The sequence below is a fragment of the Bradyrhizobium sp. IAR9 genome (assembly GCF_013408065.1).
In the GTDB taxonomy this organism is placed as follows: Bacteria; Pseudomonadota; Alphaproteobacteria; order Rhizobiales; family Xanthobacteraceae; genus Bradyrhizobium.
Genome location: NZ_JACBZW010000010.1, coordinates 290732 through 307768, shown reverse-complemented (window position 1 = coordinate 307768; position 17037 = coordinate 290732). Strand labels below are relative to the sequence as shown.

The 17037-nt window shown below is 66.2% G+C and carries 16 protein-coding genes; 3 read left to right on the top strand and 13 right to left on the bottom strand.

Features of this window, described 5'->3' with window-relative positions; translation table 11 throughout:
* Positions 1–112: 112 nt before the first annotated feature.
* From ilvD to pncA, 12 genes are all read right to left on the bottom strand, one after another.
* Positions 113–1963 carry a dihydroxy-acid dehydratase gene (gene ilvD / locus GGD67_RS25935; RefSeq protein ID WP_179736735.1) on the bottom strand — a complete coding sequence of 617 codons (1851 nt, stop codon included), beginning with the start codon at positions 1961–1963 and terminating at the stop codon, positions 113–115.
* Positions 1964–2205: 242 nt separating this feature from the next.
* A complete protein-coding gene (locus GGD67_RS25930; RefSeq protein ID WP_179736732.1) occupies positions 2206–3066 on the bottom strand; it encodes an ABC transporter permease in 861 nt (286 codons plus the stop codon).
* The gene (locus tag GGD67_RS25925) at positions 3063–3992 is read right to left on the bottom strand and encodes an ABC transporter permease (RefSeq protein WP_018318023.1); all 930 of its coding nucleotides are present in this window, start codon (positions 3990–3992) and stop codon (positions 3063–3065) included. The genes GGD67_RS25930 and GGD67_RS25925 overlap by 4 nt, the downstream gene beginning before the upstream one ends.
* Entirely contained in the window at positions 3992–4978 is a 987-nt protein-coding gene (locus tag GGD67_RS25920) for an ABC transporter ATP-binding protein (protein WP_179736730.1), read from the bottom strand. The genes GGD67_RS25925 and GGD67_RS25920 overlap by 1 nt, the downstream gene beginning before the upstream one ends.
* On the bottom strand, positions 4975–5958 hold the full coding sequence (locus tag GGD67_RS25915) for an ABC transporter ATP-binding protein (RefSeq protein ID WP_179736728.1): 984 nt from the start codon (positions 5956–5958) through the stop codon (positions 4975–4977). Before GGD67_RS25915 ends, GGD67_RS25920 begins: the two co-directional genes overlap by 4 nt.
* A gap of 1 nt (position 5959) precedes the next feature.
* Complete coding sequence (locus GGD67_RS25910; protein WP_179736726.1) at positions 5960–7597, bottom strand: ABC transporter substrate-binding protein; 1638 nt, start codon at positions 7595–7597, stop codon at positions 5960–5962.
* Between the two features lie 23 nt (positions 7598–7620).
* Positions 7621–8436, bottom strand: a complete 816-nt coding sequence (locus GGD67_RS25905) for a sugar phosphate isomerase/epimerase (protein WP_179736724.1) — start codon at positions 8434–8436, stop codon at positions 7621–7623.
* A 450-nt stretch (positions 8437–8886) separates the two neighbouring features.
* A complete protein-coding gene (locus GGD67_RS25900) occupies positions 8887–10092 on the bottom strand; it encodes a DUF1236 domain-containing protein (RefSeq protein WP_246790853.1) in 1206 nt (401 codons plus the stop codon).
* A 133-nt stretch (positions 10093–10225) separates the two neighbouring features.
* The gene (locus GGD67_RS25895; protein WP_246784350.1) at positions 10226–10606 is read right to left on the bottom strand and encodes a GrlR family regulatory protein; all 381 of its coding nucleotides are present in this window, start codon (positions 10604–10606) and stop codon (positions 10226–10228) included.
* A gap of 32 nt (positions 10607–10638) precedes the next feature.
* Positions 10639–12672: an NAD(+) synthase gene (locus GGD67_RS25890; RefSeq protein ID WP_179736718.1), complete on the bottom strand. Its 2034-nt coding sequence runs from the start codon at positions 12670–12672 to the stop codon at positions 10639–10641.
* Between the two features lie 172 nt (positions 12673–12844).
* Complete coding sequence (locus tag GGD67_RS25885; RefSeq protein WP_179736716.1) at positions 12845–13960, bottom strand: alpha/beta fold hydrolase; 1116 nt, start codon at positions 13958–13960, stop codon at positions 12845–12847.
* A gap of 16 nt (positions 13961–13976) precedes the next feature.
* On the bottom strand, positions 13977–14615 hold the full coding sequence (gene pncA, locus GGD67_RS25880; protein ID WP_179736713.1) for a bifunctional nicotinamidase/pyrazinamidase: 639 nt from the start codon (positions 14613–14615) through the stop codon (positions 13977–13979).
* 247 nt (positions 14616–14862) lie between these two features.
* Here pncA and glk point away from each other — a divergent pair, with 247 nt between their 5' ends.
* The 3 genes from glk (at position 14863) to GGD67_RS25865 (ending at position 16516) form a co-directional block, all read left to right on the top strand.
* Entirely contained in the window at positions 14863–15864 is a 1002-nt protein-coding gene (glk, locus tag GGD67_RS25875; protein WP_179736804.1) for a glucokinase, read from the top strand.
* A 151-nt stretch (positions 15865–16015) separates the two neighbouring features.
* Positions 16016–16219 carry a hypothetical protein gene (locus GGD67_RS25870; RefSeq protein WP_018318012.1) on the top strand — a complete coding sequence of 68 codons (204 nt, stop codon included), beginning with the start codon at positions 16016–16018 and terminating at the stop codon, positions 16217–16219.
* Between the two features lie 141 nt (positions 16220–16360).
* A complete protein-coding gene (locus GGD67_RS25865; protein ID WP_018318011.1) occupies positions 16361–16516 on the top strand; it encodes a hypothetical protein in 156 nt (51 codons plus the stop codon).
* Between the two features lie 88 nt (positions 16517–16604).
* Here the strand turns inward: GGD67_RS25865 and GGD67_RS25860 are convergent, their stop codons facing one another.
* A complete protein-coding gene (locus GGD67_RS25860) occupies positions 16605–16982 on the bottom strand; it encodes a response regulator (RefSeq protein WP_179736711.1) in 378 nt (125 codons plus the stop codon).
* Positions 16983–17037: the final 55 nt, after the last annotated feature.

The window sequence follows — 17037 nt, the reverse complement described above, 5'->3', positions numbered from 1 at the left end:
GCGACCCCCGTCCCGGCTTCATTTGTGTGTCCTGCAAAACCCATCTGCGCGCTCGCGGGGGGACCGCGAGCGCTTCGGAGGAATCGACTCCCGCCTGAGGCGTGGCGGGGCGTTATTTCGGACGACGCTTGACCTCGCGCACGGCACCGCGCGCGGCGCTGGTGGTGAGCGCGGCGTAAGCTTGCAGCGCGGTCGAGACATTGCGCTTGCGCGCAGCCGGCTGCCAGGCGGCATCGCCCTTCGCCTCTTCCGCGGCGCGGCGCTTGGCGAGCTCCTCGTCGGAGACCTCCAGGCTGATGCTGCGGTTCGGGATGTCGATCGCGATGCGATCGCCGGTGCGCACCAGGCCGATGTTGCCGCCTTCGGCGGCTTCCGGCGACAGATGGCCGATCGACAGGCCCGACGAGCCGCCGGAGAAACGGCCGTCGGTGACGAGCGCGCAGGCTTTGCCGAGGCCCATCGATTTCAGGTAGCTCGTGGGATAGAGCATCTCCTGCATGCCGGGGCCGCCGCGCGGGCCTTCGTAGATGATGACCACGATCTCGCCGGCGACGACCTTGCCGCCCAGGATGCCCTCGACGGCGGCGTCCTGGCTTTCGAACACGCGCGCGGGGCCAGAGAATTTCAGGATCGAGGCGTCGACGCCGGCGGTCTTCACGATGCAGCCGTCCTGCGCGAGGTTGCCGTAGAGCACGGCGAGACCGCCGTCCTTGCTGAAGGCGTGCTCGAGATCACGCACCACGCCTTTCTCGCGATCGGCGTCGAGCTCGTCGTAGCGGCGCTCCTGGCTGAAGGCGACCTGGGTCGGAATGCCGCCGGGCGAAGCACGGAAGAAGGTGCGGACCGCCTCGCTCTTGGAGCGCTTGATGTCCCAGCGCTCAAGCGCGTCGTTCATGGTCGGCGCATGCACGGTCGAGACCGAGGTGTCGATCAGGCCGGCGCGGTCGAGCTCGCCCAGAATGCCCATGATGCCGCCGGCACGATGCACGTCCTCGACATGCACGTCGGCGACCGACGGGGCGACCTTGCACAGCACGGGCACGCGGCGAGAAAGCCGGTCGATGTCCTTCATGGTGAACTCCACCTGCCCTTCATGGGCGGCGGCGAGCAGATGCAGCACGGTGTTGGTCGAGCCGCCCATGGCGATGTCGAGCGTCATCGCGTTCTCGAACGCCTTGAAGTTGGCGACGTTGCGCGGCAGCACGGATGCGTCGTCCTGCTCGTAATAGCGGCGCACGAGATCGACGATGGTGTGGCCGGCCTCGACGAACAGGCGCTTGCGGTCGGCATGGGTTGCCACCACCGTGCCGTTGCCGGGCAGCGCGAGGCCCAGCGCCTCGGTCAGGCAGTTCATGGAGTTGGCGGTGAACATGCCCGAGCAGGAGCCGCAGGTCGGACACGCCGAACGCTCGATCACCTTGACGTCGTCGTCGCTGACCTTGGAATCGGCTGCAGCCACCATGGCGTCGATGAGGTCGACGGCCTTGGTCTTGCCTTGCAGCTTGACCTTGCCGGCCTCCATCGGCCCGCCCGAGACGAACACGACGGGGATGTTGAGCCGCAGCGCGGCCATCAGCATGCCGGGGGTGATCTTGTCGCAATTGGAGATGCAGACCAGGCCGTCGGCGCAGTGCGCGTTGGCCATGTACTCGACGCTGTCGGCGATCAGCTCGCGCGACGGCAGGCTGTAGAGCATGCCGTCATGGCCCATCGCGATGCCGTCGTCGACCGCGATGGTGTTGAATTCCTTGGCGACGCCACCGGCCTGCTCGATCTCGCGGGCGACGAGCTGGCCGAGGTCCTTGAGATGGACGTGGCCGGGCACGAATTGGGTGAAGGAATTGACGACCGCGATGATCGGCTTGCCGAAATCGGCGTCCTTCATGCCGGTCGCGCGCCAGAGGCCGCGGGCACCCGCCATGTTGCGGCCGTGGGTGGTGGTGCGGGAGCGATAGGCTGGCATGGCGGTTTCCGTCCTCGGTTTGACCGGCCGGGCGGGAAAATCTGGTGCCGCCTCAGGCCTTTGTGGCCGGATAGCGCACGCGGGGAACGCGCGCAACGGGAACTTGGGGCGGACAGGGCTCCCCTGCTCCCGGCGCGGGCCGCTTCGTAGCCCGGATGAAGCGGAGCGCAATCCGGGACAGGTCTCACCCCAATTTACCGCCGTCCCGGATTACGCTTCGCTCCATCCGGGCTACGGGTGCCCTATTGCAGGGTCGGATCGAGCCGGTCGCGCAGCCAGTCCCCGATCACCGAAACCGCCAGGGTGGTGACCACGATCGTGGTCGCCGGCGCCAGCATGATCCAGGGCGCCCGGGTCAGATATTCGCGGCCGTAACCGACCATGTTGCCGAGGCTGGTCATCGGCGGCTGCACGCCAAGGCCAAGGAAGGATAGGCCCGACTCCATCAGGATCACCTCGGGGAAGACCAGCGTGGTCGAGACGATCAGGGTCGAGGCGATGTTGGGCAGGATGTGCCGAAGGTAAATCCGGGGCGGCGTCGCACCTAACTGGCGGACGGCCGCCGCGTAGCCCTGCGCATTGGCGGAGATGGCAAGGCCCCGCGCGATGCGGGCATAGCGCTCCCAGCCGAACAGTCCCATCAGGCCAATCAGCAGCGGCAGCGAATTGCCGAAAAAGGCGAGCACCGCGAGCGCCATGATCAGGAAGGGCATGCTGGCCTGGAAGTCGGTCAGCATCAACACGAGCTGCTCGACCACCCCTCGGAAATGCGCGGCGAGGAAGCCGAGCGTGGTGCCGACCACCGCCGAGATGGCGGTGGCGCCGAAGGCAATCAGCAGCGAGATCCGGATGGAGACGAGCAGCCGCGACAGCACGTCTCGGCCGAGCTCGTCCGTGCCGAGCCAATGCGCGGCATTGCCGGGCGCGACCAAGCGGTTGCGCAAATCGAGCTGAGTGTAGCCGTAGGGCGCGATCTTCTCAGCGAAGGCTGCAATGACCAGCATCGCGACAATCCAGGCAACCGCGAGCGCGACCGAGATTGGGATCGCCGGCAGGCGGATGCGACGGCGGACGGTGGTGTCCTTCAGCGTCGCGTCGGTCATGCGTGGGCTCCTTTGGCGCGCAACCGCGGATCAAGGAAGCCGTAGAGGAAGTCGACGATCAAATTGGACGTGACCATGGTCATCGCCACAAGAAGCAGGATGCACTGCACGACGGCGAGGTCGCGATTGGCAACCGCAACAACGAGAAGCCGCCCTACTCCCGGCCAGGCAAATACACTCTCGACCACCACCGCGCCCGCGATCAGCGTGCCCACCATGAAGCCCAGAATGGTGACGGTCGGAATCGCCGCGTTCGGCAGCGCATGCGACGTCACCACCCTGCGCCACGGCACGCCCTTGGCCGACGCGGTGCGGATATAGGGTTGGCCCAGCACCTCCAGCATCGCGCTGCGGGTGAAGCGCGCCAGAACGGCGGCACCGCCGAGGCTGAGCGTCGCGATGGGCAGGATCGCGTGGCGCCAACTGTCCTGCCCGCCCGAGGGCAGCCAGCCGAGCTGCACGGCGAACACGAGCACCAGCAGCAGCGCCAGCACGAAGCTCGGCACTGTGAAGCCGGCCACCGCCGTCATCATCACGGCGCGGTCGATCGCGGAGCCCCGGTGCAGCGCGGCGTAGATGCCGGCGGGAATGCCGAGCGCGACCTTGAAGGCGAAGGCCGGCAAGGTCAGCGCCAGCGTCGCCGGAATCCGCTCCAGCACCAGCTCGATCGCGGGTCGCCCGTCACGCATGGAGCGGCCGAGCTCGCCCTTGGCGATGGCACCGAAGTAATCGAGATACTGAAACCAGATGGGATCATCGAGGCCCCAGGCCTTGCGGAACGCCGCGAGCACCTCGGGCGGCGCTTCCGGTCCCAAAATCATCAGCGCGGGATCGCCGGAGAGACGCAGCACCACGAAGGCGAAGGTCACGACGAGCACGATCGTCAGCGCCGCGCGTCCAATGCGAATGGCGAAATAGCGTCCCATCACGCGGCGTCCCGAGTCTCGGCGCCGGTGACGAGATGGCAGGCGACCTGCCTGTTGCCGCCGACGGCCGCAAGTGCCGGCACCTCGCGCGCGCAGCGTGCGATCGCGCGCGGGCAGCGCGGATGGAAGGCGCAGCCTTGCGGTCGCGCAGCCGGGTTCGGCGGATCGCCCGCGAGCACGATGCGGCCGGCGCTGCGGCGGCCTGGCGCGGGCGAAGCCGAGACCAGCGCCTGGGTATAGGGATGCTCGGGCCGCGCGAACAGATCGTCGGCGCTGCCGATCTCGACGATGCGGCCGAGATACATCACGGCGACGACATTGCTGATCTGCCTGACGACGCGCAGATCGTGGCTGATGAACAGCAGCGTGAGCCCGAGTTGCGCCTGGAGATCGCAAAGCAGGTTCACCACCTGCGCCTGGATCGAAACGTCTAGCGCGCTGACCGGCTCGTCGCAGACCAGGAAATCGGGCTTCGTGGCGAGCGCCCGTGCCAGCACGATGCGCTGGCGCTGGCCGCCGGACAGTGCGCCCGGATAACGCGCGCCATGCGCCGGGGTGAGCTCGACGGCGCGCAGCAATTCGCGGACGCGCTCCTCGCGCGCGTCGGGCGTGCCGAGCCCGTGAATGTCGAGCGGCTCGCGGATTTGCGCGGCGACCGGCAAGCGCCGGTCCAGTGCGCCGAGCGGGTCCTGGAAGATCATTTGCACGCGGGCGCGTTGCGCACGCCATGCGGCCGTGCCCGGCGCAGCCATCGGCTTGCCGTCGAACCTCACCTCGCCGCTATCGGGCGGCTCCAGACCGAGCACGATGCGTCCGGTGGTGGACTTGCCCGAGCCGGACTCGCCGACGAGGCCGAGCGTCTCGCCTTTGGGGATCGTCAGCGAGACGCCATCGACTGCATGGACGGCGGTGTTGCGGCCGAACATGCCGGAGCGCATCGAATAACTGCGGGAGATCGAGGACACCTCGACGAGCGGCGGGCTCATTCGGCGGCGATCCCGAGCAGCGCGCGGCGCGACGCCTCGGCGCGGATGCAGGCGACTGCGCGATCGTCCGCGATCGGCGCCAGGGTCGGCGCGGCACGGCTACACGGCTCGGACGCCAGCGTACAGCGCGGCGCGAAGGCGCAGCCATCAGGCATTTTCGCGGGATCGGGCACCGTTCCCGGGATGGCGGTGAGACGCCGCCGCGGGCCGTCGAGTGGCGGCAATGCGCCGATCAGGCCCTGGGCATAGGGATGCACGGGATCGGCGAACAGCTGGTTGCTGGGGGCCTGCTCGACGATGCGGCCGGCATACATCACGGCGACACGGTCGCAATTCTCCGCGACGACGCCGAGATCGTGGCTGATCAGCACCATCGCCATGCCGAGCTCGCGGCGGACCGTCGAGAGCAGCTCCAGGATCTGGGCCTGAATGGTGGCATCGAGCGCGGTGGTCGGCTCATCCGCGATGAGGAGGTCCGGATTTCCGGCGAGCGCCATCGCGATCATGATGCGCTGGACCTGGCCGCCGGAGAATTCGTGCGGATAGGCCTCTAACCGCCGGCCCGCATCGGGAATGCCGACGAGATCGAGCAGCCGCCGCGCTTCCGCCTTCACGGCGTTGCCTTGGAGATCCCGATGCAGCGACAGCGCTTCGCAGAGCTGCCTGCGGATGGTCAAGACCGGGTTCAGCGCGCTCGCCGGATCCTGGAAGATCATCGCGATGCGCCCGCCCCTGACCTGCTCGAGCTCGGCGGCCGGCGCACCCAGGATCTCGCGTCCGTCGAGCCGCACCGAGCCCGAGACCTTGGCATGCCGCGGCAGCAGCCCGAGCGCGGCAAGCCACGTCACCGACTTGCCCGATCCGGACTCGCCGACGAGGCCGAGAGCCTCGCCCTTGCCGAGAGCGAGATCGACACCGCGCAGGACCGGCACGCCGCTGAAGGCGACGCTCAGGCCTGCAATGCTGACCAGCGGCGTCACCTCAGGCCTCGAAATTGCCGGCGCGGAAATCCATCGCGAACGCCGGTGACGCCTTCCACTTGATCGACTTCGGTTTGGCCGTGAACGTGGCGTTCTGGTGCAGCACCGTGTAAGCGGGGTCTTCGCGCTCGGCGATCTCCAGCATGCGGCGGAACGCCTTCTTGCGGGCAGCGCGGTCGGTCGAGGTTTCCAGGAACTCCGAGAGCTTGTTCAGCTCGACATTGGTCCATTCACCGATCTGCTGTTGCTGGCCGTTCGGACCGTGCTGGGCGACCAGCGAGGAGACCGGATCGTTGAAGGCGGCCGAGTTCGACCAGTCGCGCACGGCGCGGGCCGACCCGCGCTCCATGATCTGCGACCAGTTCTCCTTGGTCTCGATCTGGACGTTGAGGCCGACCGACTTCCACATCTCGACCAGCACCTGCGCGGTCGCGACCTGGTTGGTGTAGTAATTGTTGAGCAGGCGATACGGAATCGGATCGCCCTTGTAATTGGCCTGCTTGAGCAGATCCTGCGCGAGCTTCGGATCGTAGGCCGGCACGCTCCAGTCGGCGTTGAACATGTCGCCGTAGAATTCCCACTGCAGCCCCTTCGGCACGCGGGTGCGGCCGGCCCACAGGCTGTCAACGATGGCCTGGCGGTCGATCGCGTGGGTGAAGGCGCGCCGCACCAAGGGATTGGCGAGCTGGGCGTGGTTCTTGTCGAACACGGTCAGGCGGTGGTTGAGGATGGTGCCGCCCTGCACTTCGAACGCGGCGTTCTTCTCGATGCCGGCGATCTGGTCCGGCGGGATATCGCAGGCGAACTGGTATTCGCCCGAGAGCAGTCCGTTGATGCGGCTCGCGACTTCGGGCACTTCGAGGAAGCGGATGCGCTTGAGCGGCGGACGGCCGCCCCAATATTCGTCATGCGCTTCGAGGGTCAGCGACACGTCGGGCTTGAGCTCGACGACCTTGTAGGGACCGGTCGTGACCGGCTTGCGCGCCCAGTCGAGATAGCTCGCGGATTCGTCCCAGGCGCGGCGGTTCATGATGTCGGAGCCATAGCGCGACAGCCGGCCTTCGATCGTGACGTCGGGCGTCGCGTTGTAGAAGCGCACTGTGTATTTATCGACGGCGTCGACGCGCACGAGATCCGGCCAGATGCGGCGGGCAACGGCCGGCACGTCCGGCGGCAATTCCTTGCCCGGACGCGGCGTCGGGATCTTCTCGAAGGCCTGGATGGTCGAGCGGCTCTTGGCCTCGGTCTCGCCGAACATGCGCTCGCGGCTGAAGGTGAAGACGACGTCCTCTGCGGTCATCTCGTCGCCGTTGTGGAATTTGACGCCCTGACGCAGCTTTACCTCGACGGTCTGGTCGTCGATGCGGCGCCACTCGGTGGCAAGGCCGGGCACGGCCTCGAGGTTGCCGCGCCAGTTCTTGGAGATCAGGCCTTCCCAGATCGAGGAGAAGAACACGCGCTCGCCGACATTGGACTGCTCGCGCAGCACGTCGAGCACGTTCGCATTCGTCACCTTCTGCACGGCGATCGTCACCGACGGACGGTTGTCGCCCTGCGCGATGGCAAAACGCGGCAGCAGCAGCGTGCTTGCGGCGGCGCCGCCGGTCTTCAGGATGGTGCGACGGGTGAATTTGCTCATGGCGGTAACCCCAGATGATGCGGTTATTCGGCAAGACCGAGCGCAGCGAGATGGGCTGCGCCGGCGCGGACGTCGTCGTGGTTGCGGAGTTCGAGGATCAGCCGCGGATTGGAAGTCAGCCGTCCCAGCGCGCGGAACACGGCGACCCAGGGAATGTTGCCTTCGCCCGGCGCCCAGTGCCGGTCGGCAAAGCCGTCGGTGTCCTGCAGATGCACATGGGTCAGCATGTCGCCGGCGGTCTCGACGTAATAGTCGACCGGCGGCGCACCGGTGGAGATGTGGGCATAGTTGGCATGCCCGGTGTCGAGCGAGACGCGGACCTTGGCACTTTCGAGCGCCCTGGCGAGACGGACGCGGTCGCGCGGATCCTTGTCCTCGATGTTCTCGATGACGACCTCGCAGCCGATGGTCTCGGCGCGCGCGATCACCTCGGCGAGCGTCGCCTTGACGCGTTCGACCAGATTGCCGCGATTGTCAGGATAGAGATCGAGATTGTTGTGATCCCAGGTCGTGAACGGCGAATGGATCACCATCTGCGTCGCGCCGAGGAACTCGGCGGCATCGAGGCCCTGGAGCAGGCGCTTGGTCACGGCCTGGCGGATCATGGGATCGTGGCTGTCGATCTTGAAGCCCCAGAACGGGCCGTGGATGCCGAGCCGGCCGGTATGGCCCGCCAGCATCTGCTTGATCTCGCCGGCGGTGCTGCGCCAATCGCTGTCGAGGAGATCGGCGCGGAAGAAATCCTGGATTTCGAGATCGCGCTGCCGGTCGAGAAGCCAGTCGCGATGCGCGGGGATCGATTTGATGGACAATGCGGCGCCCAGCACCGGCTTCGACATGGCTTGCTCCTTCGCCGTCAGCGATGACGGGGAGCAGCGCTAGACCAGTTCAATGACAGGCCCGTGAAATCGAGGCTCAGCGGCGCCGAGGAGATGTGGACATCCTGCCGATCGCGTGCGGCGGATCAGGCAACTGCGATCAGACCGCCGATGCAGAACGGGCACATGGCAAGCGGTATCTATGCCCGTAGTGATCCGGAATGGAATCCTATCGCGATGTCACGTACATCGCGTGCATCGATCGGCGGCCACTTCCACGGGCATCACCCTCTGATCGCGCTACATGGGGTTGGGGGACCACATGGGGCGGGGGATTGAAGGCTGGGGCAAGGTGACGAGGTCCGGACTCCTAGGCACTCCGGACCTCGAAACTTTCAGATTGAACGCAACAACGCGCCGTCCGGTTGGGGCAACCGGGCGGCGCGTTGTCGTTTCAGCCTCGTCTTTCGATCAGCGCGTCTGCGGCTCGATCGTCACCGTGCAGTCGCCCTGCCCTTGCGTCGCGACCACGATATTGCCGGCGGCCGCCCCAAGGGCGACCGGTGCGGACGAGCTGCCATCCGGCATCTGAACCGTCACGCTCAGCGAATCCGCGCGCGCGGTCGAGCCGACGGTTGACGGCTCTGCCTGGGCGACATTGCCCGACGCATCACGCCGCATGACCTGACAGTTCACGCTGTTGCTCGTCGTGCCTCCGGCGGCTGCCATGTTCGACGAGGCCGCGCCGCCCATCTGCGCGCGGGCTCGCGACGGATCGCGCGGCACCTGGCTGACGATGCGATGCGTCCGCGGCTCCACGATGACGACGTCGTCATCGGTCGCGAAATACTCGTAATCCCGATATTGGGGCTCGATCGTGACGATCTCGGGCGGCAGTCGGTAGAGCCGCACGCGCGGCGGGATCGTCTCGCCGATCCGGATCGAGATGTTCAGGTTGCGCTCCGGCTGCGCCAACCGCGCACGGCTCACCGTTTCGGACATCCGCACCTGCTTCTCGGTGGTCACGCTGGTCTGCTGACCAACCTGTGTGTTGGTCTGGGTGGTCTGATTGGCTTGATTGGTCTGCGTGCCGGAAGGCGCAGTTTGCGCATTGTTGGTCGGAGCCGCGCGGTTCGTGTCCGTCGCGGTGGCCGGCCGGTTGTTCTGTTGCGCCGGCTGTTGCTCGGCCGCATTGCGCGGAGGCTGGCTCTGCTCCTTCTGGTTGGCCGCGGCTCCCGTCCGCTCGTTCTGCTGGCCGGCCGGGCCGGACTTGGACTTCTCGGTCTCGGCCGTTGATTTCTGCGGCGCGGACTTGTCCTGCTTCGTCTCGGCGCTGCTCTTGCCGGTCTCGCGACCTTGTTTCGCCGTGTCGGCTTCGCGGTTGCGATCTCGCGATGGCTCGCGGGACTCCTGTGCCTGCTCCTTCGCATTGGGCTGGCCGCGTTCGGCGGCGGTGCCCGGTCGTCCCTTCTCTTCGTCTGCACGGCGGCCGCCGCCCTTCTCCTCGCGGCCGGCTCCCTGCATTTTCTCTTGTGCGCCCTGGGCGCGCTCTTGAACCCGTTCTTGAGCTGCACCACCGCGCTGGGGCGCGGCGCCTTTCGCCGGTTCCTCGGTCCGTTTTGGCTCGTCTCTGCGCTCACCGGGCGCCTGGGCGTAGGCAATGCCGGACGCGAGCATGAGCCCGACGGCCGCAGTCGATAACATCAAGTGTTGACGCATGGTCCCTCTCCTCGACAATTCGCAACAACAGACGCGAACGTTCTGTGGGTGCGAAGGTTCCTGAGCAGGAACGAGGGCCGGTCACGCGGACTTACATCGCATCCTTCAATGTGAGGCGGGCCGTGAATGTCACGGTGGTCTTGCCGACCAGCGCCATGCCTTCGACCTCGGCGCCGCCGGCGGAGTAGTCGCCCGAGAAGCCGCAGGTGACCTCCCTGCCTCCGAACGCAAGCGTCCTGCCGACCGCTTCGGTGTGCTGATTGACGATCATATCGCCCCGCCACTTGCCGTTCCGGAAGGTGTAGGTGCCGGTGTAGTAGAAATAGCTGTCGCCGCCCATGATGCGTCCGTCGCACAGCACGACGACACCCCTCGCCTGCCCGCGCTTGCCGTCGCGCATCTCGATGTCGAAGATATAGAGGCCGTTGACGACCCTGGCCTCCTCCGCTTCCGCTCCATCCACTGCCGACATCAGATCATCTCCCCAACGATCCGCCGTCCCGATCAGTTCGGCACGTTCCGCTCGAGATCCTCGAGCCATGCCGCCGCGCTCGAATCCGACGGCGCGCGCCAGTCGCCGCGGGGCGACAACGAGCCGCCCGCCGAGACCTTCGGGCCGTTCGGCATCGCCGAGCGCTTGAACTGGCTGAAGGCGAAGAAGCGGCGCAGGAACACCTCGAGCCAGCGTCGGATCTCCTTGAGATCATAGGCCTTGCGCCGGTCGCTCGGGAACGCCGGCGGCCATTCGCCCTTGGCGACGTCCTTCCACGCGTGCTGCGCCATGAAGGCGATCTTGGACGGGCGCATGCCGAACCGCAGCGTGTAGAACAGGTTGAAATCCTGCAGCTCGTAAGGGCCGACGGATGCCTCGGTGCTCTGCGGCTTCTGGCCGGGCTCAACCGGCACCAGTTCGGGCGAGATTTCGGCCACCAGGATCGAGCCAAGCGTCCGGTTGACGTCGTCGCTGAACTGCTTCGATGAGATCACCCATCGGATCAGATGCTGGATCAGCGTCTTCGGCACGCCGGCATTGACGTTGTAATGCGCCATCTGGTCGCCGACGCCATAGGTGCACCAGCCGAGCGCGAGCTCGGAGAGATCGCCGGTTCCGATGACGATGCCGCCGTGATGGTTGGCGAGCCGGAACAGGTAATCCGTACGCAGGCCCGCCTGAACGTTCTCGAAGGTGACATCGTAGACCTTCTGGCCGTTGCCGAAGGGATGGCCTATATCCTTCAGCATCTGCGTCGCGGTGGTGCGGATATCGAGCTCCTGCCAACTCGTCTGCAACGCCTGCATCAGCGCCAATGCATGGGTCTTGCTTTCACTGCCGGTGGCAAAACCGGGCATGGTGTAGGCCAGGATGTTTTCGCGCGGCAGACCGAGCAGGTCGACCGCCTTGGCGGCGACGATCAGTGCATGGGTGGAATCAAGCCCGCCCGACACGCCGATCACGACGCGCTTGGTGCCGGTCGCGCGCATGCGCTGCACGAGGCCGGCGACCTGGATGTTGTAGGCCTCGTAGCAATCCTGCTCGAGCAGGCTTTCGTCGCTCGGCACGAACGGAAAGCGCTCGACCTTGCGCAGGAAGCCGATATCGGCGGCCGGCGGCTTCAGCGCGAATGTCACCTTGCGGAAAAACGCCTCGCGCTGCCGGCGGTTGTCGTCGAACGTCCCCATCGCGGCACGTTCCTGCCTGAGCAGATCGAGATCGACGTCGGCCAGCGTGATCTGGCCGCCCTGGCGGAACCGCTCGCCCTCGGCCAGCAGCACGCCGTTCTCATAGATCGAGGTCTGGCCGTCCCAGGAAAGATCCGTGGTCGATTCCCCGGCCCCAGCGGCCGAATAGACGTACGCCGCGAGGCAGCGCGCCGACGTCGATTGGCACAGCAGCGCGCGCGAACGCGCCCGGCCGATCGTGATCGGGCTGCCCGAGAGGTTGATGAGCACGCTGGCGCCCGCGAGTGCAAGCTCCGAGGCCGGCGTTACCGGGATCCACATGTCCTCGCAGATCTCGACGCCGATGGTGAGGCCCGGAACGTCCTCGGCCGCAAACAAGAGGTCAACGCCGAACGGCGCATGCAGCCCGCCGAACGCGATCGTCTCTCCGACCATGCCGGCGCCGGAGGCGAAATGCCGCCCTTCGTAGAATTCGCGGTAGGTCGGCAGGTACGTCTTCGGCACCACGCCGAGGATGTTGCCGCGGTGAATGACGACGGCACAATTGTAGATGCGATGACCAAAGCGTAGCGGCGCTCCGACGATCAGGACCGTCATCAGCCCCGCCGAGCCCTCGACGATGCCTACGAGGCCGCGCTCGACCGCATCGAGCAGCGGATCCTGCTTGACGAGGTCTTCGATCGCATAGCCGGACAGGCACAGCTCGGGAAACACCGCGACCGCCACCGACTGCTCATGGCAGGCATTGGCCGCCGCCAGCACGGCCTTGGCGTTGGCCGAGGGATCGGCGACATGGGACGTGGTGACACAGGCCGCCACGCGCGCAAATCCGTGGGCGTAGATCGAGTGGAAAGTCATCGAGCGCAGTACCCTTAATCTCTTCGCTGCCGCAGCCGTCAGCTCCAGTCCCTATGTAGCCCATCGACCCGGTCCCGTGCAGGCCATCCGCGGTCATGCATAACGGATTTGCGCCGCGGTCTGCCCGGCGACGTCTGCCAAGCGCCTTGGTCTGCCCGGTACCTTTGCGAGCTCAGGCGCTGCGGGCCAGCACGCCGGACAGATCGTCGCGCAGCCAGGCGGCGATCCGTGGCCAGGCATGCGCGTGGGTGCGCGCGCCCATGAACAGGCCGAGGTGATTGCTCGGCTCGGAAGCCGCCGCAATGAAGGCCGGCGCCGTGCCGAGGAGACCCGCAGTGGCGAGCGCCTGCGCAGCCGGCACGACCTCGTCGTCGAGCCCGGCCATCAGGAAGACCGGCGCCTTGACGTCCCTCGGATCGACCGTGCGACCAAGAGCGACGAAACTGCTGCTAGCGATCTGGTTCTCCCGGAAAATCCGGTTGACGATCTCCAGATAATATTTGCCCGGCAGATCGAGCGTCTCGGCGTTCCAGCGGTCGAACCGCGCGAGCAGCGCCGCGCCCTCCTCGTCCGACAGGTCTCTCTGCAACGCCGTTACGATATCATCGCGGTTCGGCGCCTTGGACCAGAAGCGCAGCATCTCCTCGCCGCGGACATTGCCGCCGCCGCGTACGACGAGCTGGTCGTAGACCATCTCGGGCGCGTTGCGGGTGAGCCGGCACAACGAGGACTCGATCGACAGATCCACGGGAGCGCCGACCAGCACCAGCCGCCGCACCTTGGCCGGAAAGCGCGACGCATAAAGCAGCGACAGCCAGCCGCCCTGGCACAAGCCGACCAGATCGACCGGCGCGCCGATCTCGTCGATGGCGACGTTGAGATCGCCGAGATAGCTGTCGATCGAGAGATAGCGCATATCCGGCGTCGCCGACCGCCAGTCGGTGAGATAGACACGGTCGATGCCGCCGGTTTGCAGCGACTGCACGACACTGTGGCCGGGGGCGAAATCGGCGATCAGGGCCCGATGCAGCGCATAGGGCGCGCAGACCAGCGCCGGCTGGCCGGACTGCGTCTGCGAGCAATCGCGCAGGCGCATGGTCGCGAGCTCGAGCGCGACGGTGCTCGGCGTCGTCCAGGGCAGAGTGCTGTCGCCCTGCTCCGCCGGACCGCGCTCCAGCCACCAGAAGCAGCTGTCCATCGCAAGGCGCGCCGCTGCAAACGGCCACAGCAGCGGGTCGTCTGGGGCAGCCCCCTGTGCGCCGCTCTGTTTGCCGGTCCGCTTCACCATGGCCATCTCACGATCGTCACAGGAACGCCTCGAGGCTCACGATGGCGATGCCGAGGTCGCGAAAACTCCGATGGGCCGCAGCGACCGAGCCGTCGAGATCGATGCCACGGCAGGCGTCCTCGATGACGGCGACCTCGAACCCTGCCTTGCGGGCATCCTCCGCCGAGAAGCGGACGCAGAAATCGAGCGCGAGGCCGGCGACGAACACGGTCTTCAGCTCGCGTTCGCGCAAATATCCAAGCAGGCCCGTCGGCGTCCGCTTGTCGTTCTCGAACAGCGCCGAATAGGAATCGATGCCACGGCGAAAGCCCTTGCGCACCACGAGGCTCGCCCTGACGACGTCGAGATCGCGATGGAACTCCGCCCCCGAGGTACCCTGCACGCAGTGCGCCGGCCAGAGCACCTGAGTGCCGTAGTCGAGCTCGATGGTCTGGAACGGCTGCTTGCCCGCATGGTTCGGCGCGAACGAGACGTGGTCGCGCGGATGCCAGTCCTGGGTCAGCACTACATTGGCGAATTTTTGGGCGATTCGGTTGATGGCAGGGACGACCTTCTCGCCGCCGGGCACGGCAAGCGCCCCGCCGGTGCAGAAGTCGTTCTGCACGTCGATCACCAGCAGCACGTCGCGGTCGGAAATCTTCATCGCCGGTCTCATTCGCTGTGCCCGGCGCGCCGGCGCCGGACAAGTCCCCTGAGTGTCGGCCTTCCCGCGCAGCTTCGCAACCGCCCGCGCCGTGCGAATTGGTCGCCAGACGGCCGCCATGATGCAACGGTTTGGCCTCGTCCGTGTTGACTAGGCGCACCCAAGGGCGGATTCTCGCACTGTCCGTGACTGCGCGGACCGGGTCGAAGGACTGGAGGACAGGGTTGTCGTGCCGCAAGGCGGCGGCGGCCACGAAGTCATGAATATCGGCAAGACAGGACAGATACTTCTCGCCGATATCGGCGGCACCAATGCGCGCTTCGCGCTGAGCCGGAGCGAATTGGGCCGCGGCGACCTCGGCAGCGGCGACCAGACCGGACCGATCGATTATGTGAAGGTCGCCGACTTCCCGACCGTCCGCGAAGCCATCGCGGACGTGCTGGCGCGCCGGTCCGGCGGCGAGCCGCCGCAAAGAGCCGTGCTGGCCGTGGCAGGCCCCGTCACCAACAACCGCTGCGTCATGACCAACAGTCCCTGGGTCATCGACGGCAACGAGCTGCAGCCGGCTCTCGGCTTCGACAGCGTCCATGTGCTCAACGATTTCGAGGTGGTGGCCTGGTCCCTGCCCGCCTTGCAGCCTGCGGATCTGATCCCGCTCGGAGGACAAAACGGCCTGGCCGGAGAGCCGTTGCTGGTGGTTGGCCCCGGAACCGGCTTTGGCGTCTCCTGTCTGGTCGAACGCCACGGCGCGCGCCTCGCCGTCGTCACCGAAGCAGGACATGCGACCCTGCCGGCGGAGAACGAGCGCGAGGAACGTGTGATTGCGTGCTTGCGCGGACGCCTTGGCCACGTCTCCATCGAGCGCGGCGCGCTCTCGGGTTCCGGGCTGCAAAACCTCTACGAGGCCTTGGCTGAGGTTGACCGCGCCCAGGTGCCGCATCGCGATGCTGCCGCCATCACCAAAGCCGCGATGGAAGGCACCTGTCCCGTCAGCCGCGCAACGCTGGAGATGTTTTGCGCCATCCTTGGCTCGGTCGCCGGCAATCTTGCGGTGACGTTCGGTGCCCGCGGCGGTGTGTATGTCGCCGGCGGAATCGTGCCGCGTTTCCCCGAGTTCCTTCTCGCCTCTGCGTTCCGGGCGCGCTTCGAAGCCAAGGGGCGCTTCCAGGACTATCTGCGCAACATCCCGACCAAGCTCGTGACGAAGCCAGACGCGAGCTTCGTCGGCCTGAAGATGTTCGCCGACTCAAATCCAAACTGAAGTTCGGTCGTCCTTCTGGTCACGGTTCCATTAATGCACAGCTGATTGCCGCGCACGCGCGGTTCCATACATGAACGTGCTTGCCTGCGTGTTCCGGATGAGAAACAATCCTGCCGTGTGTTTGTGTGTGGCGTAGTTGCGGGGGCGTGACATGCGTAAGCAGGATTTTGGTTTCGACTACCACCGCTATCATCGCCTGCTGAGCGAGGCGGATGACGAAGACAAGCGGCTGGCGCTGATCGACCTTCTGATCGAGGAAAAGGCCCGAGACCGGCTGGCCGCCCAGCGCGCTTCCGACCGCGCGGCCATGACGGCCCACACCATTGCCAGGGTGCTGAAGAACGGCCGCAACTGAGACTTACAATCCGGCCCGCAGCGCCGGAATTGCGGAATCCGATTGAGACTCCGTTAAGGATGTCCCCCAATCTGACGTCAAACTTTTTGCCCTAGGGTTCCCTCACCTGCTGCAATTCAGGGTCAACAAGGGGGCAATGACATGAGCATGATTTCGATCGCCGCGATGCCGGCCGTCGTCGAAACGCGTTTCGCCGATTCGTCCTTCAAGACCATCTTGCTGTTCTGCTGCACGGGCCTGGTCGCCTCGTTCGGCCTGATGGCGTACGGCATCGACCTCGGCGCCGGCCTGATCTGAGACCACGACAAATCCTGCCGCCAAATGGCCGCCCCTGACCGGCGGCCATTTTCGTTGGGCTATCTCAGTGCGGCGTCCTCGCCGTCACTCAGTGCGGCGCTTTGGCCGGGGCTCCCGGAAACATGGAATCGATCATCGCCTTGAGCTGATCCATAGCGATCGGCTTGCGCAGGATCGGCCTGCGTCTGAGCAAGGACGGCAGCAATTCCGGACCGTACCCCGTGGCGAACATGAACGGCTTTCCGCGACGTTCGATCAGGTCGGCGACGGGATCGACGTAGACGCCCATCAGGTTGATGTCGAGGATGGCCATATCGTATTGCGCGGTCATGGCGAACGCGCTGGCGTCCCGGACATTGTCCGCTTCCGCAACGACGTGGTGGCCGAGTTCCGTCACCATGTCGGCGATCATCATCCGGATCAACGCCTCGTCTTCGACCAGGAAAACGGAGAGTCCGTCCGCCATATCACCCCCGCAGTCAGCTTGCGAAGATAATCATACCTCAATTTTGGAGAGGATT

What these genes read in the sequence shown, in the direction of transcription:
- glk (WP_179736804.1), top strand. Translation starts at nt 14,863, where the DNA reads ATGAATATCGGCAAGACAGGACAGATACTTCTCGCCGATATCGGCGGC.
- GGD67_RS25905 (WP_179736724.1), bottom strand. Translation starts at nt 8,436, where the DNA reads ATGTCGAAGCCGGTGCTGGGCGCCGCATTGTCCATCAAATCGATCCCC.
- ilvD (WP_179736735.1), bottom strand. Translation starts at nt 1,963, where the DNA reads ATGCCAGCCTATCGCTCCCGCACCACCACCCACGGCCGCAACATGGCG.
- GGD67_RS25925 (WP_018318023.1), bottom strand. Translation starts at nt 3,992, where the DNA reads ATGGGACGCTATTTCGCCATTCGCATTGGACGCGCGGCGCTGACGATC.
- GGD67_RS25890 (WP_179736718.1), bottom strand. Translation starts at nt 12,672, where the DNA reads ATGACTTTCCACTCGATCTACGCCCACGGATTTGCGCGCGTGGCGGCC.
- GGD67_RS25860 (WP_179736711.1), bottom strand. Translation starts at nt 16,982, where the DNA reads ATGGCGGACGGACTCTCCGTTTTCCTGGTCGAAGACGAGGCGTTGATC.
- GGD67_RS25885 (WP_179736716.1), bottom strand. Translation starts at nt 13,960, where the DNA reads ATGGTGAAGCGGACCGGCAAACAGAGCGGCGCACAGGGGGCTGCCCCA.
- GGD67_RS25895 (WP_246784350.1), bottom strand. Translation starts at nt 10,606, where the DNA reads ATGTCGGCAGTGGATGGAGCGGAAGCGGAGGAGGCCAGGGTCGTCAAC.
- GGD67_RS25870 (WP_018318012.1), top strand. Translation starts at nt 16,016, where the DNA reads ATGCGTAAGCAGGATTTTGGTTTCGACTACCACCGCTATCATCGCCTG.
- GGD67_RS25900 (WP_246790853.1), bottom strand. Translation starts at nt 10,092, where the DNA reads ATGCTCGCGTCCGGCATTGCCTACGCCCAGGCGCCCGGTGAGCGCAGA.
- GGD67_RS25865 (WP_018318011.1), top strand. Translation starts at nt 16,361, where the DNA reads ATGAGCATGATTTCGATCGCCGCGATGCCGGCCGTCGTCGAAACGCGT.
- GGD67_RS25930 (WP_179736732.1), bottom strand. Translation starts at nt 3,066, where the DNA reads ATGACCGACGCGACGCTGAAGGACACCACCGTCCGCCGTCGCATCCGC.
- pncA (WP_179736713.1), bottom strand. Translation starts at nt 14,615, where the DNA reads ATGAGACCGGCGATGAAGATTTCCGACCGCGACGTGCTGCTGGTGATC.
- GGD67_RS25920 (WP_179736730.1), bottom strand. Translation starts at nt 4,978, where the DNA reads ATGAGCCCGCCGCTCGTCGAGGTGTCCTCGATCTCCCGCAGTTATTCG.
- GGD67_RS25910 (WP_179736726.1), bottom strand. Translation starts at nt 7,597, where the DNA reads ATGAGCAAATTCACCCGTCGCACCATCCTGAAGACCGGCGGCGCCGCC.